The sequence below is a fragment of the Candidatus Spyradosoma sp. SGI.093 genome, from assembly GCF_050314555.1.
Classification (GTDB): Bacteria; Verrucomicrobiota; Verrucomicrobiia; order Opitutales; family UBA953; genus Spyradosoma.
Genome location: NZ_JBNPNH010000002.1, coordinates 422,335 through 443,756, shown reverse-complemented (window position 1 = coordinate 443,756; position 21,422 = coordinate 422,335). Strand labels below are relative to the sequence as shown.

The following is a 21,422-nucleotide window of genomic DNA, read 5'->3' as shown; positions in this document are numbered from 1 at the left end:
TGTTCGCGTCAGGCGCGTTCCCCCAAGAGGATTTCCCGCATGTAGGAGACGAGCAGCTCGTATTTCCGCCGCGGAGAGGGCAGGGCGGCGAGCACGCGTTCGCCCTCGGCGAGCAGGCGTTCCCGCAGCGCGGAATCTTCGACGACGCGGACGATTTTTCCCGCGGCGTCTTCCGCCGAGAGCGGCGAATAATACGCCGCGGCGTTCCCGCAGATGTCGTGCGCGAAGTTCAAATCCGTCGTCACGACGGGGCGCCGCATCGCCATCGCCTCCGGATACGTCGCGGAAAACGTTTCGAGCAGCGTCGGCATGAACACGACGTGGCTTTCCGAATACAGCTTCGGACAATCCGCGAGCGCGACTTTCCCGACCGTGCGCACGCCGTCCGCCGCGCCGAGCGCTTCGGCGCGCGCGCGGATGCTTCGCCACGCCTCGCCGTCTTCGGGCGCCGTCAGCGTGAAGACGTAGCTCCGCGAAGCGTCGCGCCTTTTCAGCGCGGCGAGCACGTCGGGCACGATGTCGAAATTTTTGTGGACGTAGGGATTGCCCATGACGAGCACGCGGATTTCCCTCGCGCCGAAATCCGCTTCGCGCTTTTCCGCCGTCAGAAAAACTCCGGCGCAGGTGTTGCGGATCGTGCGGACGTGCGCGTCGTCCGTTCCCGCGCCGCGCTTCAGCCCTTCGCGGGCGATGTCCGATTCGATCCAAAAATACCGCGCCCGACGCAGACAGAAAAAATCCCAGACGCGCCGGATCTTGCGCTTCAGCGTCTGAAGACGTCCGATTTTTTCATAGACCAGGCGGTTCGGGTGGGTTGACCAGCCGACCGCACACCCTGCAAGGTGTGCGGTCGGCCGCCTCGTTCCTTGACCGGCAAACCGCATCAGAAACGGTCCGAACACCGTGAAGATAATGTCCGCCTTAAAGCTTTCCGCGAGCCCGCGAAGCCGTTTCCGCGCGGCTCTTCCCGCGAGAAGGTGGTTCGGGTTCCGCTCGAAAATCTCCAGCGGCGGCATCTCCTCTGCGCGGAGGAGCTTCCGCAGCGTTCCCGCGACCTGTGCCGAAACGCAAAAAAGCCATTCGATGTCCGCTTCTTTCCGGCGGACGGCTTCGACGATGAACGAGGCCGCGACCTGTATGCCGCCGCCCACCACCAGATTAGTCGCATTGAGCAGGATTTTCATTTCGCGTCGGTTAAAATTTCTTCGCGGAGGAATTTCGCCGCCGCCGTCGCCGAAACGCGCGTTTCGGCGAGAGCGCGGATTCGTTCTCTTTTTTCCGGGGAGACCGGGCCGAGGCGGATTTGCCGTTCCAACGCCTTGCGCAGCTCGGTCGCGTTTTCGCTCGGGAAGGCGGATCCGAGCTCGCCGTCGAGAACGCATGCCGCTCCCGCGGCATCGGAGCAGACGACGGGAGTTCCGCATAACAGCGCTTCGTTGACGACCGCCCCCCAGCCGTCCCAACGCGACGGCAGAACGAAGACGTCCGCTCGGCGAATGAAGTCGAAGACGCGTTCGTTGCTTTGCGCCCCGACGAAATTCACCTTGGCTGACAGATTGAGCGTTCCCGCCTTTTTTTTCAGCGCATCGCTCATTTCCCCGTTCCCGACGATGTCGCATATCCAATCGCCCGGAATTCCGCTCAGCGCTTCCAAAAGCAAGTCCGGCCCCTTTCTCGGACAAAGTTGTCCGACGAAACAGATTTTTATCAAATCGGATTTGTCCTGCTGCTTTTTCGTTTGTGCGGGAGGCGCATCGACGACGTACCAGAAGCGTTTCAGCAGTTCCTTCGAGTAGCCGACGCGCGTATAGGCTGAAACGCCTTTGTCGCCCATCGCCAAAATGAAGGAGAGTTTGTTTCGGTATTTCAGCGCTTCCGCACGATAAAGCAAGGTTCGCAGAAAACCTTTCCAACCGCGGGCGTCCCAGGTTTCGGCGATCCACCCGACGCGAAGACCGCGCGCGATGCAGAAATCCGTCACCTTGCCCCCGTCGCGGCACCCGCGCACGCCCGAAACGAAATTCACGGCGTCGGCGGGCTGCGTTTCCAAAATCCGCCTTTTCTCCTCCCAGGACAGCCCGACGCGCAGTTCGATTTCGCCCAAATCCGGACGCGTCCAGCCCATCTTGGCGCGTTCGGGAAGCATCTCCGTGTCCGCTATAAGCATCACTTTATATCCCATCGTCGCCAGTTCCCGCTGATACGGCACTTGATGAATGGCGGGCATGTTCTGCCAAAAACAGAGCGCCCGTGACATTACGCAGCCCTCCTATACGCGGAGATGGGATTATCGCGAGGATGGATTTTTTCTTCGAATTCCTTGCGCAGATAGATTCCAAAGAGCATAAAGGCTATCCCGGAGACACTTCCGGGACCATATGGTTGGCAGATTTCTCCAAGACTGCCGAAAAGAGGGACAATCATAATATATACTCCGATGTCGTCAAATTTTCCTAGGGACCTATCCGCCAGCTTTTTCATGCAAGTTTTGCAAAGATAAAAGTAGAAAATCATGTATCCGAACCCTCCTATCAGGCCTCTTCCTGCGAGAATCCGGACTGGGTAGCAATGAATCGGCATCGTCCCGTTAAAGTCCCCACATCCCCAAAAAGGGTGTGCTAGAAATCCCTCGAGGCCCATAAGAATCAACTCTAGGCGACCAGAAGAGATACTGTTTAAGTCGTCTTCATTTTTGTTTTTCAGAAAAGATTCTTTCAAAAGTTCTGGAGTTCCAAAAAAATGAAAGAAGAGCCATGAGAAGATTGCCAAAATCAAAAGAACAAGGAGCCCAATATACCATCGTCCTTTTCCGAATTTTTTATAAAGAGCGAGAACGGAAAAAGATATTAATGCAAGAAATGCAGTTCGTCCTCTGCCGTAAAGAATACATATGCAGACGAGAGTAAATGCTCCTATTCCCAACCATTTGATAATTTTCCCGGAATAACCGTAAAGATAGTTCCAAAAGAGCAGGGCTCCGGCAATTGCCCATATGACACAAATCGAATTTTTTGCGGAGAGCGCATATTCTCCAGAGACCTCTGTCAGTCCTCCGCCTTGATATTTCATTAAGAAAAATCCTCCCAGTGATACCGCTAATCCATAGAAAACAATTGCTTTGCAAAAAATCTTCTGGGGGACGGAAAAGGTAAATCCTGCGGTGAGAAATGCAAAGGCCAAGGAGAATTGATAAAGATCTCCAATAAGCAAAGTATCGGAATCTAGTCCGTTTTTCATCATTCTCAAGACGAGCATCCCAGCGGAAAAAATAATAGCAAAAAACCATAATTTTCCGGGTGGCATTTTTAATACTTGGATCGCACGTGGAAATCGCGTTATGAGTGGCGCCAACATAATTATTCCGCCTGCAGTGTTGAGAATGGGATAGATTTGTGTGCGCAGAAAAAAATAGGCAGAAAAGGCTAATATACTTCCAAAGAAGAGCAAGAAAACGCTTTTCCGGTCTGTAGACTCTTGAAATGGATGTTGAGGGATGCGACTCATCTTTTAATTTCCCCTTTCCAGCAGGAAATACCAGCCTTCTTTTTTTATACGGGAATGGTTTTTGAAGTATTCGAAATGCAGTTTTAGGAAAGATTTCCAGTTGCGATCTTTTACGGAGAGCAGAAAGTTATAAGTTTCTGCAATGACCATACGGAGAGTGAACCAGGCGTATTCTATGAAATTGCGATAAATCTTTTCTCCGATGTACACGCGGTTCATAAAAAGCGCATATTGTTGCCAGAGCGGGCTGATACGCCATTCTCGTGTTGCTTTATGCCATACGCCGATTTCCGGCGAAAAAATGCAGCGCTTTCTCTGCCGTTTGGCAACGCGGTAAAGCCTATGTGTAAAATCGAAATCTTCCGCATAAGCATATTTCTTAAGATTTTCGTCGAACAGCAATTCTTGCGACATCACGAAAGAACGATCGATTGCAAAAAAGAATCCCATCGCCCATTCCGTATCTCGAATGCCGTTCATATCCTCCGGAAATTTCCCGAATACTGCATGTGACGCGTGCCCTCGCATCACGGAAAGCCCTCCTCGCCCGACAAGCCAACGTAAAAAGCGGACGAATAGGTTTTGCGGACGAGATGAAATAATACTTGAAACGGCTTCAGTGTATGTATCGCCTTTCCCTTCGTAGTTCAGTCCTCCTATCAGTACGAGATCTCTTTCTGCAATTATGCGGTCCTTGAGTTTCAATATGATTCCTTCCGGCCAAATGACGTCGTCATCGCAAAAAATCACCCAATCAGAAGCAGCTTTTTTTAGACCGATATTTCTTGCTGCAGTCAAACTTGGTTGTTCAGAATGAATCAAAGTCAATTCGCAGGGTTGGAATATTTTTTTCGATTCTTCGACGAAGGCTCTGATTTCCTCTGCGATTTTTGAATCGCTCTGGTCTACCAAGATTATTTCTTTGATTTCCTCTCTCGAGAGAAGAATGCTCAAAAGAGTCTCCTTGAGACATTTCGTTCTTTTGTAGGTCGGAATGACGACTGAAAATGTGGTGCTCAGATTCATTTTTTTTAGAAGTCTGTCCAGGAGAATTTTAGTGCGGGCCAAGATGTAGGTAGTGAGTGGCGAGATTGAAAAAAGTTTGAAAATATGGTTAGAGCGAGCGTCTGCAGCATGTTGCTTCGCGAATTCCAAAATCTCCCGCTGAAACAAAGCAGTAGAGCGCATTGCTTCGCATAACGGAAGGCGCACCATACCATAAGAGTGTGGTAAACAATGTGAGAAACAGGTTTCTTGAATTCGTCGTTTTTGTTTTCTGAATTCTCTATCTGCTTCCTCATCATTCTAAAATTGAAAAGGGTGAGACTTCCGCGACGATTTTTTCGCGGCTGGTGCCGACGAGCTTCACCGTTCCCGCCGCGAGCGCTTCGGGGCGTTCCGTCGTGTCGCGCATCACCAGCACCGGTTTGCCCAGCCCGGGTGCTTCCTCCTGGATGCCGCCGCTGTCCGTCAGCACGATCGAAGAAAGCTCCATCAGCCGAACGAACGGCAGGTATTCCTGCGGCTCGGCGAAGAACATGTTCGCGGGAACGTCCGCGCCGAAGACCTCGCGGATCGGCTTGCGCACGTTCGGGTTCAGGTGCATCGGATAGACGAAATCGACGCCCGGATATTTCAGATTCAGGTCTCGGATGCCCGTGCACATGCGGATGAAGCCTTCGCCGAAGTTTTCCCGGCGGTGTCCCGTGATGAGCACCATGCGGCGCGTTCCCGCGCCGAGAGAATTCGTCCGCGAGCACGGACGTCACGCGCTGCACGCCGCCGCGCTCGGGGTTGATTTCTGCGCCGTATAGGAAAAGGAGGTTCATTTTAATCCTTTCTCCTTTTTTTTTCTGTTTCGGCGGTGCGCGGAAGCGTTTACCCATGCGCGGTAAGTAATCCACACCGGCGCGAGCATGCCGTAGCGCAGACGGAACAAAAGATTCGTCACGAAATCAAAAACGTGGAAACGTTTCGTGAGAAAAAGCCGTTTCCGAAAATTGATGTCTGCCGCTGAAAATTCGTTCCCGCGAAGTTCGGAGCGTGCGCGGCGCAGTTTTTCGAGGCGTTCGGCGCGCGGCGGGAACGGCGGGCGATAAAGGCAGGAAATCGCTCGGAAGAAGCCCCATTGGAACATACCTCGTTCGCGGTCGTTAAAGTCGAAGATTCCCAGATTTTCGAACGCTTCGCGTTCCCGCAGGAAAAGTTTGAACGCGTTTTCGAATGGTTCGTAGCGTTTCGAGAGCGAGCCGGCGCGGAACCAGTAGCAATAGTCGGTGCAGGCGGCGCGGAACGCGATTGCGGAAGCGAAGCGCAGGTAATCCGCCATGAAGAGCATGTCTTCCGACATGGAAATTTCCGGATCGAAGTGAAGGCGTTCCCGCGCGACGACGCGGGCGTCGTAGAGCTTTGAAACCGGATAGCCGTAGAGGTAAAGCTGTTTCTCGCGGAACGCTTCGCGGACGGGACGCGTTCCCGCCGAGAATTGAAGCCGGCGTGTTTCGCGTCCTTTTTCGTCGAGATTGGTGAGGCCGGAGAAGACAAGCGTTCCCGCGGCGGGTCCTTCGCTCCAAAGGTGTTCAAGGTATTTTTCGCCCACGGTGTCGTCGGAATCGACGAATGCGATCCATTCGCCGCGGGCGTGGTCGAGCCCGAGATTGCGGGCGGAGGAAACGCCGCCGTTTTCTTTGTGGAAGACGCGGATGCGGGGGTCGCGCGCGGCGTAGGTGTCGCAGATCGCGCCGCAGTTGTCCGGGGAACCGTCGTCGACGAGGATGAGTTCGAAGTCCGTGAACGTCTGCGCGAGCACGCTCTCGATGCACTCGGGGAGGTATTTTTCCACCTTGTAAACGGGAACGATGACCGAAATCTTCGGGGCGGGTCCACTAATTTCACGAATTTCACCAATTGTTTTTTGGGAGCATCCACTAATTTCACGAATTTCACTAATTGAAGAATTCGTGGAATTCGTGCAATTCGTGGATTGTTTTTGCGTGCTCGTTCCGTGCTCGGCGCTTGGCGCATGGCTTTGGACCTCCGGCGGGAACGGCATCTGCGGCTGAAATTCGGGATTCATCGGGGCGGGTCCGCTAATTTCACGAATTTCACCAATTGAAGAATTCGTGGAATTTGTGCAATTCGTGGACTGTTTTTGCGTGCTCATCGGACGATGCGTTTGAACTCCAGGCTCGGCGCGCCGAAGTTGATGAGGATCCCGAGGCGGAAGCCCGTCGCCTTCAGGTAATTGAGCACCTGCGATTCTTCCGCGCCGGAAAGCTTTTGCAGAGCCTTGATTTCGACGATGATCTTCCCGAAGCAGACGAAGTCCGCGAAATACGTCTTGTTCAGCTTCTCGCCCCAGAGCTCGATGCGAAGCTCCTTCTGAGCTTCGAAAGGAACGCCGAACTTGCGGAACGCGAGCGCCAGCCCTTCCTGATAGACGGCTTCCAGAAAACCGTTTCCGAGCGCGGCGTGAAGCTTCATCGCCGCCCCGACGACGGCGTGGGCTTCGTCCTTGAAAAGCAGTTCTCTGTTTTCGGAGGTCATTCGTGAAATTCGTGAATTTGCGGATGGATTCAGAAGGTTTCGAGGATTCTTCGGCAGGCGTTGCCGTCGCCGTAGGGATTCTGCGCTTCGGACATCGACGCGTAGTGCGCCGCGTCGTCCAACAGGCGTGAGACTTCCGCGACGATTTTTTCGCGGCTGGTGCCGACGAGCTTCACCGTTCCCGCCGCGAGCGCTTCGGGGCGTTCCGTCGTGTCGCGCATCACCAGCACCGGTTTGCCCAGCCCGGGCGCTTCCTCCTGAATGCCGCCGCTGTCTGTCAGCACGATCGAAGAAAGCTCCATCAGTCGAACGAACGGCAGGTATTCCTGCGGCTCGGCGAAGAACATGTTCGCGGGAACGCCCGCGCCGAAGACTTCGCGGATCGGCCTGCGCACGTTCGGGTTCAGGTGCATCGGATAGACGAAATCGACGCCTGGATATTTCAGATTCAGGTCTCGGATGCCCGTGCACATGCGGATGAAGCCTTCGCCGAAGTTTTCCCGGCGGTGTCCCGTGATGAGCACCATGCGGCGCGTTCCCGTGCTCCACGCGTCAAGCCGTTCCCGCGGAATGCCGGCCGAGCATAGCGTCGCGGCGACGCGTTCCCGCAGCGCGGCGTCCTCGCCGAGCTTGGCGACGACGGAGCGGAGCGCGTCGATCACGGTGTTGCCCGTCACGAAAATGCGCTCGGCGGGAACGTTTTCCTTGAGCAGATTTTCGCGGGAAAGGGGCGTCGGCGCGAAATGTCGCGTCGCGATGCGCCCCGTGATCTGGCGGTTCATCTCCTCGGGCCAGGGGCTGTAGACGTCGTGCGTGCGCAGACCCGCCTCGACGTGCGCCACGGGAACGCGCGCGTAAAACGCGGCGAGCGCGGCGGCGGCGGAAGTCGTGGTGTCTCCGTGGACGAAGACGAAGTCGGGCTTCGCTTCGGCGAGCACGTCGCGCATGCCCGTGAGCACGCGCGCGGTGACGTCGTAGAGATCCTGCCCGGCCTTCATGATGTTGAGGTCGTAGTCGGGGACGATCTCGAAGAGATGCAGCACCTGGTCGAGCATCTCGCGGTGCTGCCCCGTCACGCAGACGAGCGTTTCGAATTTCTCGGGAACGGCGCGGAACGCCTTCACCAGCGGCGCCATTTTGATGGCCTCCGGGCGCGTCCCGAACACGAGCATGATACGCTGTTTCGCGGGCATGAGCTTCACTTTTTATAGACGCCGCAGAAGTCGAGGATGACCTTTTCGTCGGTCCACGGAAGTTCCTTGAACGGCGTGTGCGCGACGAGCATCGCCACGATGTCCGCCTTGGCGTAGGCTTCGCGGTAGTCCGTGAGCTTGTAGATTTTGTGTTCGGGGACGTTCGGCTCGACGATGAGGAAATCCGCGTTCCCGGCGGACTGCAGCACCTTGGAGACGATGTATTTCGCGGGCGCTTCGCGGAGGTCGTCGATGTTCGGTTTGAAGGCGAGTCCCATCAGCGCGACAACGGGTTTGCGTTTGTGTTCGAGCTCGAATCGGAGAATCGCGTTGCAGATGCGTTCCGCGCACCAGAAGGCCTTGTAGTTGTTGATCTCGCGGGCTTTGCCGATGAGCTGCGATTCCACGGGAAAATCCGCCGTGAGGAAATAGGGATCAACGGCGATGCAGTGCCCGCCGACGCCGCAGCCGGGCTGGAGAATCTTCACGCGCGGATGCTTGTTCGCGAGTTCGATCAGTTCCCAGACGTTGATGCCCGCCTTGTCGCAGATGAAGGAAAGCTCGTTCGCGAAGGCGATCTGCACGTCGCGGGAGGAGTTTTCCGTGAGCTTGCAGAGCTCCGCCGTCTTCGCGTTCGTCGGGTGGAGCCTGCCTTTGACGAAGTGCGCGTAAAATTCCTGCGCTTTGCGCGTGGCGGCTTCGTCCATGCCGCCGATGACGCGGTCGTTGTTCTCCAGCTCGTAAATGACGTTCCCGGGAAGGATGCGTTCCGGGCAGTAGGCGACGTGGAGGGCGCCCTTGAGCTCCGGTCGATGCGCGTAGATCAGCTCCGCCATCTTTTCGGTGGTGCCGACGGGCGAGGTCGATTCGATGATGAAGAGGTCGCCCGCCTTGAGAATCGGGATTACGGAGCGCGTCGCGGCCTCCACGTAGGAGATGTCCGGCTCGTGGTTGCCTTTGAACGGGGTCGGAACGACGACGAGATAGACGTCGCTGACCTCGGGCGTGAGCGTCGCGCGCAGCTTGCCCGCGCGGACGACTTCGGCGCAGAGCTCCTGCAGCCCGGGTTCGACGATGTGGATTTCGCCGCGGTTGGTTTTTTCGACGATGGTCGGGTTGATGTCCGTTCCGACGACGTCGAGCCCGCTCTTGGCGGCGATGATCGCCGTCGGCAGTCCGATGTAGCCTAAGCCGATGAATGTAGTTTTCATGGGAAAATCATTTTTTCGCGGGAGCGTTTTCGAGAAACCGTCGCCGCGTCTCCTCGAGGAATTCGACGAAGCGCGCCGCCAGTTTTTCTCTGCCGAATTCCTTTTCGGCGAGCGCGCGGGCGTTTTCTCCGTATCGTCTGCGCGCGGCGGAATCGTCCGCCAGGGCTTCGAGCGCGTCCGCGAAGGCGACGGGATCGTCCGGCGGGACGACCTTGCCGCATTCGGAGGCGGCGATGTTGTCCGCGAGCCAGCCGGGATAATTGTTCAGCACGGGAATGCCCGCCGCGATGTAGTCGAAGAATTTGTTGGGCGAGGTGCCGTAGTAGAACGCGGGGAGATTCTTCAGCACCATCAGACCGACCCCGGCGGAGGCGACGACGTCGCGCAACGCGTATTTGGAGACGGGATCGAAGAACAGGCAGTTGTCGAGCGATTCTCGGGCGGCGCGTTCCCGCAGGGCGGGCTTCATCTTCCCGTCGCCGATGAAAAGGAATTTGACGTCGGCGCGTCCGCGGCGCTTCAGCTCCGCGGCGGCGTCGAGGACGGCGGGAAGGCCGTTCGCCACGCCGTGCGCGCCGGAAAAGACGGCGGTGAAGTCTCCGGGATTCACTCCGGGGAGGGCGATTTCTCCGCGGTGTTTCGGGTGAAAAAGTTCGAGGTCGCACCCGTTGGGAATCATCTCGATCGCGCGTCCCGCCGGGCTACGGCGGGCGATGCCCTTGCAGATGCCGGGCGAGAGCCCGATGCAGGCGTCCGCGGCGAGGTAGCTCGCCCGTTCGAGAACGTGCATTCCCGCGAGGAGCAGCGGGTTTTTCAGCCCCAGGGCTTTCGGCAGTTCCGGCCAAAGATCGCGGACTTCGAAGACGAAGGGGATTTTTTTGCGGAAGAGCTTCGCGACGATGCCCGGAAGCCCCGCCGTGAGCGGTGTCGACGTCGCGAAAAGCAGGTCGTATTTTTCTCGGAAGGCGATGCGCACGCAGCCCCAGCCGAAGCGCGCGAACGTCCACGCGCGTTTGAGAAAACCGTCGTAATTGGAGTAGGGCAGGTCGAGCTGGACGACGTCGATGCCGTCTACCATGCCGCGGGAAACGCCTGCGCGCTCGGAGGCGGGCAGGTCGAGCCCGGGGCGTTTTCCGCAGACCATCGTCACGGAATGTCCGCGGCGGACGAGAGCCCGGGCGAACTCGTAGGAGCGGATGCCGCCTCCGATCGAGGGCGTCGTGAAGTGTTGATGAAAGTAGAGAACCCGCATGGTCGAAGGCTTCAGCGCGCGTGAACGAGGGGAGTTTTCGTGCGGGAAAAGCGCTTCAGCACGGCGTTCCCGAAAGAGCCCGTCCCCCCGGTGATCAATAGAGTCTTGTCCTTAAAAATCGACATGGTTTTGAAAGCCCGAAGCATACCGAATTTCCCATTCGGTGAGCAAGGTTATTATTTGCGCAAAAAATGCGCGAAGCGAGGCGCGGAAACGCGGGCGCGGGAAAGGGAGCGCCGCGCGGAGAAAGCGGGGCCGGAACCGCGAATTTCCCGCGCACGGGCGCGGATTTTCGCGCGGAAACGCAAGGGCGCGCGGAAGCGTTCCCGCGGGCAACCGGGACGGTCGCCCTCCTTTGCGCGTTCCCGCAGCGCGGGGCGGGCTGAAAGTTTTTTCAAAATTTTGTAAAAACTTGAAAAAATCGGAAGTTTTTTTCGAAAACGGAAAAAACTTTGCGTCCTTCGCGTTTGAAAATCGCGTTCGTCGTTTTCGGGAAGCGCCCGGCAAGATCGCTTTCCCGAACTTCCGTCGACTTCCGGCAAAAACCTTTGCGGCTCGGCGTCTTCGCGGGAGAAATTTGCTGTCGCGTTCGCGGGACGGGTTCTGCAGACTGAGCGCAGATGCTTTTCGAAGAACAGCCGCCGGAAGGCGAAGCGCGCTTTTCCGATTTCGACGAATACGTCCGCGTGAGCGAGCCGCGGACGCGGGAACGCGCTTCCGCGTGGAAAACGGCGATCGGGCTTCAGGCCGTGGACGGGCTTCGCGTCTCCGATTATCTTGTGGAGACGGCGCAGCGTCACATCGAGGGCGAAATCTCCATCGACGAAGCGCAGAATCTGGTTCGAAATTATTATGAAACGCGCGCGGCGCGTCTCCCGGACGAAGCGGACGCGCAGGAGGCAGACAAAGTCTCGGTCAACATCGCGAAACTGCTCGGAGAGCGCTCGTTTTCGTTCAGCGTTCCCGGCTTCCTCGCGACGCACCGACGCATTTTTGAAGGCGTGTTCGAACACGCCGGGATGATTCGCCGCTGCGACATCACGAAAAAGGAATGGGTGCTGCGCGGCGACACGGTGCTTTACGTCGCCTACGACGAGCTGGAACGGACTTTGGAATACGACATCGCGCGGGAACGCGGTTTTTCGTATTCAGGGCTGAATATGGGCGAAACGATCGCCCACATCGCGAAGTTCGTCGCGGGACTGTGGCAGATTCATCCTTTTCTTGAAGGCAACACGCGGACGACGGCGATATTTCTCATAAAATATCTGCGATCCGCCGGCTTCGAGGCGGACAATGTGCTGTTTGAGCGGCATTCGTGGTATTTTCGAAACGCTCTCGTGCGCGCCAATTATCGGAACGTAAAAAAGGGCGTCTCGCCGAATCCGGATTTTCTGATTCGGTTTTTCCGAAATCTGCTTTTGGGCGAGCAAAACGATTTGAGAAATCGGGCGATGCTCATCGACGCGCCCGCGGAATGGAGTACCCCCACAAGTACCCCCACAAGTACCCCCTCAAGCTCGGAAGCCGTATGGGCGAATCTCGGCGAAACCACGAGAAGGCTCGTCGCGGCGCTGGGCGAAAGCGCCCTTTCGGCGAAAGAGGCGATGACCGCGCTCGGACTGAAAGACCGAAAAAATTTCAGAGAATACACTTTGGGACCGGCGCTGAAATGCGGAATCGTCTGCCCGATTTATCCGGACAGGTTGAACCATCCCGGGCAAAAATATCGGTTGACGGTCAAAGGCGCGGCGCTGTTCAACGAAAACAAGCCGGCGAACGCGTAAGCGCTTTTCCGACTGCGGACAACTGGGACGGTCGCCCTCCTTTCGCGCGTTCCCGCGGCGAAGTGCAAGTTTCTGCAAATTTTTGCAGTTGGCGTTTCAGAGCGCATAAATAAAAGGATCTTTTAAGAAATCCGGAAAGGCGCGGACGCGAAAAATCGGTGCGGACTGATGATAAATCTGCACCATCACTGCAGATTTATCATCAGTCGCGGGAGCGCGCGCGGCGAAAATCCGCCCGCGGGAACGCGTTCGTTTTCCGAGGAAAATTCCCTTACGTGACGCCGAGTCTGCAGCGGCTTAGGGGGACGAGCGCGGTCGAGTCCGGAGGCGCGGCCGGCGTTCCCGCGAGATTCGGCGGAGGCGGCTCGGGCGCGAGGCGTTCCCGCGGGTCGGCGAGAGGTGCGCCCTCCGCCGGGCGCGTTCCCGCGTCTTCCGCCGGCTCGGGCGCGGCGGGCGGCGGCGTTTTCTCGGGCGCGAAAAGCACGCCGCAGACGCATTCCCCGCCCCAAAAACGCGCGGCGGCCTCGTGCGTGACGCCGCGCATGGACAGGTAGCGCGTGCGCAGCAGACGCAGCGAGCCGTGCCCCATTTCGCATTGGAGCCGCGTGAGATTGCGGAAAAATTTCAGATGGTAGCTCGCGAACGTGTGCCGCAGCACGTCCTGCCGCCAGGGGTTTTTCGACGTGAGCCAGCCGGCGTTTCGGCGGATGTGCTTCCATTTGCGGCGCCAGTTCGGCGGGCAGATCAGCCCGGTGCGCTCGGAGCCGCGGCGCAGGAGGAGGATTTTTTTCAGAATCGGCAGAAGGTTCACGTGGCGGCAGCCGCCGGTCTTGCTGTGCGTGGGCGCGATCGAGACGACGTTTTCCTCCCAATCGACGTCGCGCCAGCGCAGGCGCTCGACCTCGCGCGGACGGATTCCGGCGAAGAGCATCAGCGCGATCGCGGGAACGCAGTCGTCGAGCCCGAGCCGAGTCGCGGAGCGGAACAGCGCGGAGATTTCCGGCGGCGTCAGCGGGGCGATTTCGCGTTCGCGCACGCAGGGCACGTCGGTTTTCGCGAGCGGGTTTTCGTCCATCCAGCCGTGGCGGACGCAGTAGCCGAAAAACGCGTGCAGCACGGAATAGGCGTTGAGGCGCTGGCGCGGCGTGCGGAAGGCGCGCGGGAACACGAGCTCACCGAACTTCGGGCCGAAGGCGTGCATTTTCTTCGCGCGCAGCGAGGGATCGCGGCGGACGAGCTTGCGGAACACGCAGAGGTAGTCGTAGCGCGTGCGTTCCCGCAGGTGGGATTTCGCGAGGAGGTAGCGCTCGAAGGCGACGGCGAAGGTCGGCGTGCGCCTCCGCTGCGCGAGCGCGTCGAGCCCGGCCTCGAAAATTTTTCGCAGTCGGCTGAATTTGCGCGTGCGTCCGGTCCGGCAGAGTTCGCGCACGAACCGCGCGGCGTCGAGCACGTCGGCGTCGCCGCATTCCCGCAGCGTCTGTTCGGCGCAGAGCGCCCGCGCGAGCAGATCTTCGGAAACGCGAATTTTGAAGTCTTCGATATCCATAGATCCGCTAATTTAACGCGTTTTCGGCGGAAAGTCCCCCGAATGGGAAATTCGGTATGCTTCGCAAATCGTGAATTTGACTGCAGAGAGCGCCGGGGAAGCCTCCGAGTCGGGGGCGGCGTGTCCGCGCCCGAAACTCCTGCGCGTCACCACCGTCGCCGGTTCGCTCGACGGCATGCTCCGCGGGCAGCTGCGCTTTCTGAACGAGCGCTTCGAGGTCGTCGGCGTCGCTTCCGGCGCGGAAACGCTCGCGAAGGTCGCCGCCCGCGAAGGCATCCGCGTCGCGGACGTGCCGATGCGCCGCGAAATCGCGCCCGCGCGGGATCTGCGCTCGCTTTTCGCGCTCGTGCGGCTTTTCCGGCGGGAACGCCCCTACATCGTCCACGCGAACACGCCCAAGGCAAGCCTGCTCGCCATGTGGGCGGCGTGGATCGCGCGCGTGCCGCACCGCATTTACTATGTGACGGGGCTGCGCTTCGAGACGACGACGGGCGCGTTCCGCCTGCTTCTCAAGACGATGGAGCGCCTGACCTGTTTTTTCGCGACGAAGGTCATTCCCGAAGGCGACGGCGTGAAGGCGACGCTCCTGCGCGAACGCATCACGCGCAAGGCGACGGAAAAAATCCTCAACGGAAACATCAACGGAATCGACCTGGAATATTTTCGGCGCACGCCGGAAATCGAGGCGCGCGCGGCGGAGATTCGCCGCGAGATCGGCGCCGAGGCGGGAACGCTCGTCTTCGGCTTCGCCGGACGCATCGTGCGCGACAAGGGCGTCAACGAACTCGTGCGCGCCTTCTCCCGGCTGCGGCGCGAGCTCGGTGGGAACGCCGTGCGGCTGCTCCTCCTCGGCGATTTCGAGGACGCGCTCGACCCGATCGCCGACGACGTCCGCGCGGAAATCGCCCGCGCCGATTCGGGCATCCGCGCGCCGGGCTACCGGGACGACCTGCGCCCGTATTACGCGGCGACGGACGTGTTCGTCCTTCCGAGCTACCGGGAAGGTTTTCCCAACGTCGTGATGCAGGCGGGCGCGATGGGCGTTCCCGCGCTCGTGACTGACATCAACGGCAGCAACGAAATCATCCGCGACGGCGAAAACGGTCTCATCGTGCCTCCGCGCGACGAAGCGGCGCTCCTCGCCGCCATGCGCCGCCTCTTCGATGGGCGCGCGACTCTCGTCCCCGCGCTCGCCGCGCGTTCCCGTGGGCTGATCGCCTCGCGCTACGAACGCTCCGCCGTCTGGCGCGCCGTGCTCGCGACGTATCTCGCGCTCCCCCGAAAATGATTTTCCCGCCGCCGATGAACCCCGAATTTCAGCCGCAGATGTCGCCGATGAACACGGATGAACTGAACGCCCTTTCGCAACGCGTCATCGCGTGCGTGTTCGCCGTGCACTCCGAGCTCGGGAGCGGTTTTCTGGAAAAAGTCTACGAAAACGCGCTTTGCGTCGAGCTGGAAAAATCCGGGCTGCGCTTCGAGACGCAAAAGCCCGTGAACGTCTTTTACTCGGACCGACTCGTCGGCGAATTCGTCTGCGACGTGTTGGTGGAAGGAAAGATCATCCTCGAACTCAAATCCGTCAAGGCGCTCACGGACGCGCACGCCGCACAGTGCATCAACTACCTGAAGGCGACGCGGCTCCCGCTGTGCCTGCTCGTCAACTTCGGCGAGCCTCGCGCCCGCATCAGACGCTTCATCAACACCGCTTCCCGATGAAACCCGAATTTCAGCCGCAGATGTCGCCGATGAACACGGATGAACCCGCCGCGGAAAAACATCTGTGCCCATTTGTGTCATCTGCGGCTGAAAAAGAACCCGCCCCGAAGATTTCCGTCATCGTTCCCGTGTACAAGGTGGAAAAATACCTCCCCGAGTGCATCGAAAGCGTGCTCGCGCAGACGTTCACGGACTTCGAGCTCATCCTCGTGGACGACGGCTCTCCGGACAACTCCGGCGCGATCTGCGACGCCTACGCCGCGCGCGACCCCCGCATCCGCGTCTTTCACAAGGAAAACGGCGGCGTGACTTCGGCGCGCCGCCTTGGCGTGGAGCGTTCCCGCGCGGAGTGGATAATGTTCGTCGACTCCGACGACGTCGTTTCCACCGACGCGTTGGCGTTGCTTTTTGCACATGCGGACGCCGACACGGACATAGTTGAAGGAGAGTACGAACTTTTTTCGGGCGATGTTCCTGTCAACAGAACTGGCAAAATATATTCCGGAGTCTCGATGAGTTCGAATGTTACGGATTACGCTGCGGGTATCGGGAATGGAATATGGCTTGCCGGTCCGTTTGCGAAAATTTTTTGCAAACGCCTGCTCACGCCGTGGGTGATGAGCGTTCCCGCGAGATTCAACGTCGGTGAAGACGTCTTGATGAATCTGCGTGCCGCTGTAAGCGGATTGCGCAAAGCTGTGAAACTGCGGCAAAGCGTGTATTTTTATCGCTTTCGCGACGGATCCGCGATGAGGACGTTCTCGGCAAGCGAGGCGTATTATTACGAGCTTTATGAAGCGGAGAAGGAGACGTTGCAGAGGATTGAAGCGTCGGAAGAAGCGTTCGCGCGAATGTGTGCGTGGCGCGCTCTGCATGTCGCGAAAGTGCTTGTACTCGAGTCAGTTCCATTACGGGGGCGTGGATTTTGGCAGAAAGAGTTGAAACCCCTCAGCGGAAGCTTGCTCCCGTGCAGGTGCTCTCTACTTTTGCCGTGGGCGATTGCATTCGTGCTACGGATTCATTGCGAAAAGGTGCTTGCTTTGACTCATTCCGTTTTGACGAAACTGAAAAAAATCCATTGCTGAAAAATGCCAATAGTTCTTCTCACGTTTTTTCAAGTTTTGTTGTTCGCTCCTTTGCGGAACGATGGAATTAGCCCGGCGATGGAGAGTTTCGTTGGGATGACGTTCGTCGTCGTCAATGCTTTGATTATATTGAGTTGGACGATGACTTTCAAACTCAAGAGCGGGGTTTTCATTTTTCTGCTCATAGGCTTGTTAGCGCGCGAGTTTTTTCTTTTCGCGGATGTTTTTCAATGGTTTCAAGTGCCGCACAGCGGAAATGACACCGAAGCATTTGCGAGCATTTCTGAGGGAAATTTTCGACTCGGAAGCTATTATGATAGACTTACGGGATACACGGATTTTCTGACGAGCCTCTATTTCATCGTGGGACCGATTCGGATTATCGCACAGCAGCTCAACGTCGCATTCGGAATGGGAACTGTGCTCGTCTGCATGAAGATTTTCAAAGAATTGAATTTCTCCGAGAGGCAAGAAAAAATTGGGGTGGCGTTCCTTGCCTTGTTCCCGCACCTTCTTGCGTTTTCCGCGATTTTGCTTCGTGAATCACCTATTGAATTTTGCCTCGCATGTTCTTCTCTGTTTTTCATTCGCTGGATGAAAAGTGGTGGAATTCTTATGTTATCGCTTTCGATTCTTTTTGTTGCGGGAGCGGCATTTTTTCATGGAGGATGCGTATTTTGGCTCTGTGGATATGTTGCGGCGCTTGCGATTTGGCGTCCTCGTAGGCAGAGAAACGCGCTTTCCGTCGCGACACTTGGCGGCGTGATTTTAGCGGCGGCGATGGTTGTTGCGTTGTTCCCCTTAATGGACCAGCGCGTGGATGCGATGGCGACGGCGCTCGGTGAGGGCGAAGTCGCTGTTGACGGCGAGCATAACGCGGATGCTGCGGGATCGTCGTATTTGACATGGCTAACGATTTCCAATCCTTACCTGCTTTTGCTGTTTTCGCCGCTGAAGATGTTTTACTTTTTGTTTTCTCCGATTCCCTTAGATTGGCGCAATGGCATGGACGTTTTCACGTTTTGTTTCGATTCCACGTTTTATATTTTCGCCTTTGGGAAAGTTGTCTTTTCGTTGAAAAAAATCGTAAAGGCGGAGCAAAAAAATGTCGTCCGCTATCTGATGATTTGTATTTTGGCCATGACGTTTGTTTTCGGATATGGAACTATTGCGGCGGGAACGGCGATTCGCCATCGGTGCAAATTTTTCCCGGAACTTTTGGTCTGCATGGCGGTTTGTTGCGGGCGAGCGAAATTGCAAGAACGCGAAAACATGTTTCCACCGAGTATCAAAAAGAGAGAGATTTCGAAATGAAACCCGAATTTCAGCCACAGATGTCGCAGATGAACACGGATGAACCCGCCGCGGAAAAACATCTGCGCTCATCTGTGTCATCTGCGGCAAAAAAAGAACCCGCCCCGAAGATCTCGGTCATCGTTCCCGTTTACAAGGTGGAAAAATACCTCCCCGAGTGCATCGAAAGCGTGCTCGCGCAGACCTTCACGGACTTCGAGCTGATCCTCGTGGACGACGGCTCCCCGGACAACTCCGGCGCGATCTGCGACGCCTACGCCGAGCGCGACCCCCGCGTCCACGTGACTCACAAAACGAACGCCGGGCTTTCCTCCGCGCGCAATGCGGGAATGCTTGCCGCCCGCGGAGAACTTCTGATGTTCCTAGACGGTGACGATTTCTGGAATGAAGATCGGTTGCTTGAAAAACTCTCGGACGCTTGGCGTTCCCGCGCGGACGAGTGTGATTTTCTGATGTTCAATATTTCGGATTATTTCCCGGAAGGGCGTTTTGTGCGGTGGAAAGAGTATTCGCTTGTCGAGTGTTCTCGGAACGCGGACAAAAACGCCCGTGTGGTCTCGATGTGTCGAGGCGGGGTTTTCAGAATGTCAGCGTGCAATAAAATATTTGAGAGAAAATTTCTTCAGGAAAACTGTTTGAGCTTTGAGAACTTCCTGGTTTCTGAGGATACGCCGTGGTTTGCAAATCTGATGACGCGTGCCCGCAACTGGAGATGTATGAATATGTTCGGCTACGCCTATCGGCAGGCGCGGGAAGGATCGATAACGAACGAGATGTCTCGGTCGGCGCTCTCGCGGCGTGTCGAAGGTGTCTGCAGAGGCATCGATGAACTTGTCCGAAATGCGCAGAATCCGTGCTGGACGAAAGAGGCGAGCTCCGCGCTTTGTTCTTTTGCGGCGTTTACGCTTTCCGGGCAGATCCTTCAATGGCAATCGCTGGATACGGAGAGCCAGAAGAAAATCCGCGAACGCTCATGGTTATTGCGCTATAGGCAGAATCCAAAAGCCTGTGTGAGCGCATGGATTATTCGGCTTTTCGGCTTTTCCCTCGCAAGCTTTTTTATGAATAAAATCCGAAAGATGATAAAGTTGTACGCCAGATTCGCACGTTCGGATAAGCCTCTTTAAATATCGGGGGGGGGGCTTTCGTAACGCGTCCGCACAACCGCCGCCGCCTATCTGCGGCTCTACGCGGACGCCGCGCGTTCCCGCGGCTGAACGCGGCGCGGCGCAATTGTCCGAGGTCGGAAGTGTCAAATGTCGCCCGGAGCCGGCGCAATTCTTCGAGATTCGGAAAATCCTTTGTTTATGCGGGTCGCAGGCGTATTTTGTCAAAACGCAGGCTTGTAAAATGTCAAATGTTCGCGGGGGTTTCCGCAATTGCGCGCCGCGTTGCTCAAGAAGGGCATGATTCACGGCCCGAGCCGCGGCGTCGCCGATTTCACGGTGCCGCTTTTCGACGAATTCATGAGGCGAATGATGCCGAGTTCGGCGGAATGAGAGCGATTTATTGCAAATTATAGCGCATATTTCGACGTTTTCGTGAAAATCCTCTATACACGGCTATAAATCCTTATAGTTCGGACTCCGCTGCCCGTTCCCGCTGATTTTCGTTCCCGCGGGCGCAAAAACGGAAGTCCATCTTGAATTTTGCCCGGTTCGCCAAAATTCGGACGAAGACGGCGCGCGTTCAGGTGCGGAAAGCGGGCCGCATGCGCTCTTGTTCCGAGAGAGGGATTTTTCGGCGGGTCGCGATTGTGCGCCAATGAGAGACCTCGTCTCGGATTTCCTTAAGAATTTTTTCCGCTTTCGCAGAGTTTAGTCCGAAACATTTCGCCGTGCTCAACGCCAAGTCGAAATCCAACGCGTTGCTGCTTTCGGTGATGTTCAGCGTCAGCGCGAAACCGTCGGGATTCGGGTTCAGGTCGTAGGCCGGAGCGAGGCGCCATCCGCGGGCGGAAAGAAGGAATCCGTGGTTGCGCAGATGGTCGTCGCAGTCGGAAACGGCGATGTTGAACACGATGCGACGCCAGAGTTCTTCCAGGTCGCGGTCCGTTTCCGCGCCGCTTCGAATCAGCAGCTCGGCGAGTTCCAGATAGCTTGCGCCCTCTGCGGCGTCTGCGCTGTCCTCGTAACCCAGCAGCGTCATCGCCGACGCGAAATGAATGCGCCGTCGGCGGGTTCGATCGAAGCGTTTCGTGAGAAAGGTGGTTCCGTTTTTGCCGAATTTTTCCGCACGGAAGGGAGCCGTCCGTATGCCGCAGGCGTTTGCGAGTTCCGCGACGACGCACTCCCAGGCGCCGACGTCCGTTTCGTCGTTGCGGCTCGGAAATTTTGCGATCCAAAGTTCGCCGTCGTCGGCTTGAACGTTGGCTTTCGGGCGTGCACCGCCGAGAGAGGAGCCCGGCGCGACGAGCATTTTCAGCCAGCGCGTCGTTTTCCCGTCTCGTCCGAGTTCATCTCTTTCCAGCTGCGTGCTGGCGAAAGCGAGTTCCCGCAGAGAGGCCCAAGGCGGGATTGCGGCGTCCGAATCGTCGTCGAGAAAATTCTCGTCCGGAGATTTTTTGAAGCGCAGCGCGCCCATGCGGCTTCCGTCGAAAACGCCGAGAAGAAAGTCTGTCTCCGTCAGGCGGCGTTCCCGTCGATTTTCTTCTCTCGCGCGCAGGGATTCGCGACGGCGCAGGAGCACGCGCCCCCAGCGGTCCGGCGAGGAATCGAGGAAAATTCCGAAATTCGTCTTGTCGGCGGGAACGTATTGGCGTCCCGCATACAGCGCCAGATGCGGATCCAAAGCGCGCGCGGCCGGGGCGCGAAGCCAGTCCGATTCGTATTCGAAAGAAAAGACCTCGTTCCCGCGGGCGCGGGCGACGAAAAGCGTGCCCATGGGAATCGGCCGCTCGGACGTTTCCGCGTCAAAATAAACGAAAATGCGTTCGTCCATGATTCACTCCTGCTCCTTCACCGAAGCGCGTCCGCGTAGAGGCAGTTTGGCGTCCTGGAGTTTGCGTCCGAGCGCGTCGTCCCGCGCGACGGCCGAGAGATCTTTTTCCAGGGACAGAACCGTCAGCACGCGAAAATAAAATCCCAGCGCGACGTTTTCGTCGCCGCGCTCGATTTTCACGAGCGTTCCTCGGGAAATGCCGGCGCGCTCCGCGACTTGCGTCGACGACAAGTCCCGCCTCAGCCGCGCGCAGCGGAGGTTTTCGCCGAATTCTTCCAAAATGCGCCGCTGATTCGGTAGGAGCGCTCGTTTTGCCGTTCTCATA

Annotated in this window: 18 protein-coding genes and 1 pseudogene; 6 read left to right on the top strand and 13 right to left on the bottom strand. The window is 57.5% G+C overall.

Annotated elements, in window-relative coordinates:
- Window positions 1–8: 8 nt before the first annotated feature.
- From ACQREB_RS03875 to ACQREB_RS03830, 10 genes and pseudogenes are all read right to left on the bottom strand, one after another.
- The gene (locus ACQREB_RS03875) at window positions 9–1,184 is read right to left on the bottom strand and encodes a glycosyltransferase (protein WP_427765512.1); all 1,176 of its coding nucleotides are present in this window, start codon (window positions 1,182–1,184) and stop codon (window positions 9–11) included.
- The gene (locus tag ACQREB_RS03870; protein ID WP_427765509.1) at window positions 1,181–2,257 is read right to left on the bottom strand and encodes a glycosyltransferase; all 1,077 of its coding nucleotides are present in this window, start codon (window positions 2,255–2,257) and stop codon (window positions 1,181–1,183) included. Before ACQREB_RS03870 ends, ACQREB_RS03875 begins: the two co-directional genes overlap by 4 nt.
- A complete protein-coding gene (locus tag ACQREB_RS03865) occupies window positions 2,257–3,504 on the bottom strand; it encodes an O-antigen ligase family protein (protein ID WP_427765506.1) in 1,248 nt (415 codons plus the stop codon). Before ACQREB_RS03865 ends, ACQREB_RS03870 begins: the two co-directional genes overlap by 1 nt.
- A 3-nt stretch (window positions 3,505–3,507) precedes the next feature.
- On the bottom strand, window positions 3,508–4,530 hold the full coding sequence (locus ACQREB_RS03860; RefSeq protein WP_427765503.1) for a glycosyltransferase family 2 protein: 1,023 nt from the start codon (window positions 4,528–4,530) through the stop codon (window positions 3,508–3,510).
- 295 nt (window positions 4,531–4,825) lie between these two features.
- Window positions 4,826–5,230: pseudogene (locus tag ACQREB_RS03855) on the bottom strand (UDP-N-acetylglucosamine 2-epimerase); the annotation flags it as partial.
- 99 nt (window positions 5,231–5,329) lie between these two features.
- A complete protein-coding gene (locus ACQREB_RS03850; RefSeq protein ID WP_427765502.1) occupies window positions 5,330–6,346 on the bottom strand; it encodes a glycosyltransferase family 2 protein in 1,017 nt (338 codons plus the stop codon).
- Between the two features lie 317 nt (window positions 6,347–6,663).
- Window positions 6,664–7,050 carry a GxxExxY protein gene (locus ACQREB_RS03845; RefSeq protein ID WP_427765499.1) on the bottom strand — a complete coding sequence of 129 codons (387 nt, stop codon included), beginning with the start codon at window positions 7,048–7,050 and terminating at the stop codon, window positions 6,664–6,666.
- Between the two features lie 29 nt (window positions 7,051–7,079).
- Window positions 7,080–8,243 carry a non-hydrolyzing UDP-N-acetylglucosamine 2-epimerase gene (wecB, locus tag ACQREB_RS03840; protein WP_427765496.1) on the bottom strand — a complete coding sequence of 388 codons (1,164 nt, stop codon included), beginning with the start codon at window positions 8,241–8,243 and terminating at the stop codon, window positions 7,080–7,082.
- A gap of 5 nt (window positions 8,244–8,248) precedes the next feature.
- Window positions 8,249–9,454: a UDP-N-acetyl-D-mannosamine dehydrogenase gene (gene wecC, locus ACQREB_RS03835; RefSeq protein ID WP_427765493.1), complete on the bottom strand. Its 1,206-nt coding sequence runs from the start codon at window positions 9,452–9,454 to the stop codon at window positions 8,249–8,251.
- A 7-nt stretch (window positions 9,455–9,461) separates the two neighbouring features.
- A complete protein-coding gene (locus tag ACQREB_RS03830; protein WP_427765492.1) occupies window positions 9,462–10,706 on the bottom strand; it encodes a glycosyltransferase family 4 protein in 1,245 nt (414 codons plus the stop codon).
- A gap of 620 nt (window positions 10,707–11,326) precedes the next feature.
- Between ACQREB_RS03830 and ACQREB_RS03825 the strand changes: the two genes are divergently transcribed.
- Complete coding sequence (locus ACQREB_RS03825; protein WP_427765489.1) at window positions 11,327–12,493, top strand: Fic family protein; 1,167 nt, start codon at window positions 11,327–11,329, stop codon at window positions 12,491–12,493.
- A gap of 271 nt (window positions 12,494–12,764) precedes the next feature.
- On the opposite strand, the gene ACQREB_RS03820 is transcribed toward ACQREB_RS03825, so the two are convergent.
- Window positions 12,765–14,039, bottom strand: coding sequence for a tyrosine-type recombinase/integrase (locus ACQREB_RS03820; RefSeq protein WP_427765486.1), 1,275 nt, complete (start codon window positions 14,037–14,039; stop codon window positions 12,765–12,767).
- A 70-nt stretch (window positions 14,040–14,109) separates the two neighbouring features.
- Between ACQREB_RS03820 and ACQREB_RS03815 the strand changes: the two genes are divergently transcribed.
- From ACQREB_RS03815 to ACQREB_RS03795, 5 genes are all read left to right on the top strand, one after another.
- Window positions 14,110–15,327, top strand: coding sequence for a glycosyltransferase family 4 protein (locus tag ACQREB_RS03815; protein ID WP_427765484.1), 1,218 nt, complete (start codon window positions 14,110–14,112; stop codon window positions 15,325–15,327).
- 14 nt (window positions 15,328–15,341) lie between these two features.
- The gene (locus ACQREB_RS03810; RefSeq protein ID WP_427765482.1) at window positions 15,342–15,758 is read left to right on the top strand and encodes a GxxExxY protein; all 417 of its coding nucleotides are present in this window, start codon (window positions 15,342–15,344) and stop codon (window positions 15,756–15,758) included.
- Complete coding sequence (locus ACQREB_RS03805; protein WP_427765479.1) at window positions 15,755–16,843, top strand: glycosyltransferase family 2 protein; 1,089 nt, start codon at window positions 15,755–15,757, stop codon at window positions 16,841–16,843. The genes ACQREB_RS03810 and ACQREB_RS03805 overlap by 4 nt, the downstream gene beginning before the upstream one ends.
- Window positions 16,844–16,939: 96 nt before the next feature.
- The gene (locus tag ACQREB_RS03800; protein WP_427765477.1) at window positions 16,940–18,157 is read left to right on the top strand and encodes a hypothetical protein; all 1,218 of its coding nucleotides are present in this window, start codon (window positions 16,940–16,942) and stop codon (window positions 18,155–18,157) included.
- Entirely contained in the window at window positions 18,154–19,284 is a 1,131-nt protein-coding gene (locus ACQREB_RS03795; protein ID WP_427765475.1) for a glycosyltransferase family 2 protein, read from the top strand. The genes ACQREB_RS03800 and ACQREB_RS03795 overlap by 4 nt, the downstream gene beginning before the upstream one ends.
- A 562-nt stretch (window positions 19,285–19,846) precedes the next feature.
- Here the strand turns inward: ACQREB_RS03795 and ACQREB_RS03790 are convergent.
- Together ACQREB_RS03790 and ACQREB_RS03785 are read right to left on the bottom strand one after the other, a co-directional pair.
- Window positions 19,847–21,097 (bottom strand): type II toxin-antitoxin system HipA family toxin, encoded by a 1,251-nt coding sequence (locus tag ACQREB_RS03790; RefSeq protein WP_427765473.1) that lies wholly within the window; start codon window positions 21,095–21,097, stop codon window positions 19,847–19,849.
- Window positions 21,098–21,100: 3 nt separating this feature from the next.
- Window positions 21,101–21,421: a helix-turn-helix transcriptional regulator gene (locus ACQREB_RS03785; protein ID WP_427765471.1), complete on the bottom strand. Its 321-nt coding sequence runs from the start codon at window positions 21,419–21,421 to the stop codon at window positions 21,101–21,103.
- Window position 21,422: the final 1 nt, after the last annotated feature.

Bases quoted from the DNA above. Each gene is read 5' to 3' on its own strand.
- ACQREB_RS03875 (WP_427765512.1), bottom strand. From the start codon at position 1,184: ATGAAAATCCTGCTCAATGCGACTAATCTGGTGGTGGGCGGCGGCATA.
- ACQREB_RS03870 (WP_427765509.1), bottom strand. From the start codon at position 2,257: ATGTCACGGGCGCTCTGTTTTTGGCAGAACATGCCCGCCATTCATCAA.
- ACQREB_RS03865 (WP_427765506.1), bottom strand. From the start codon at position 3,504: ATGAGTCGCATCCCTCAACATCCATTTCAAGAGTCTACAGACCGGAAA.
- ACQREB_RS03860 (WP_427765503.1), bottom strand. From the start codon at position 4,530: ATGAATCTGAGCACCACATTTTCAGTCGTCATTCCGACCTACAAAAGA.
- ACQREB_RS03845 (WP_427765499.1), bottom strand. From the start codon at position 7,050: ATGACCTCCGAAAACAGAGAACTGCTTTTCAAGGACGAAGCCCACGCC.
- wecB (WP_427765496.1), bottom strand. From the start codon at position 8,243: ATGCCCGCGAAACAGCGTATCATGCTCGTGTTCGGGACGCGCCCGGAG.
- wecC (WP_427765493.1), bottom strand. From the start codon at position 9,454: ATGAAAACTACATTCATCGGCTTAGGCTACATCGGACTGCCGACGGCG.
- ACQREB_RS03830 (WP_427765492.1), bottom strand. From the start codon at position 10,706: ATGCGGGTTCTCTACTTTCATCAACACTTCACGACGCCCTCGATCGGA.
- ACQREB_RS03825 (WP_427765489.1), top strand. From the start codon at position 11,327: ATGCTTTTCGAAGAACAGCCGCCGGAAGGCGAAGCGCGCTTTTCCGAT.
- ACQREB_RS03820 (WP_427765486.1), bottom strand. From the start codon at position 14,039: ATGGATATCGAAGACTTCAAAATTCGCGTTTCCGAAGATCTGCTCGCG.
- ACQREB_RS03810 (WP_427765482.1), top strand. From the start codon at position 15,342: ATGAACCCCGAATTTCAGCCGCAGATGTCGCCGATGAACACGGATGAA.
- ACQREB_RS03805 (WP_427765479.1), top strand. From the start codon at position 15,755: ATGAAACCCGAATTTCAGCCGCAGATGTCGCCGATGAACACGGATGAA.
- ACQREB_RS03800 (WP_427765477.1), top strand. From the start codon at position 16,940: ATGACGTTCGTCGTCGTCAATGCTTTGATTATATTGAGTTGGACGATG.
- ACQREB_RS03795 (WP_427765475.1), top strand. From the start codon at position 18,154: ATGAAACCCGAATTTCAGCCACAGATGTCGCAGATGAACACGGATGAA.
- ACQREB_RS03790 (WP_427765473.1), bottom strand. From the start codon at position 21,097: ATGGACGAACGCATTTTCGTTTATTTTGACGCGGAAACGTCCGAGCGG.
- ACQREB_RS03785 (WP_427765471.1), bottom strand. From the start codon at position 21,421: ATGAGAACGGCAAAACGAGCGCTCCTACCGAATCAGCGGCGCATTTTG.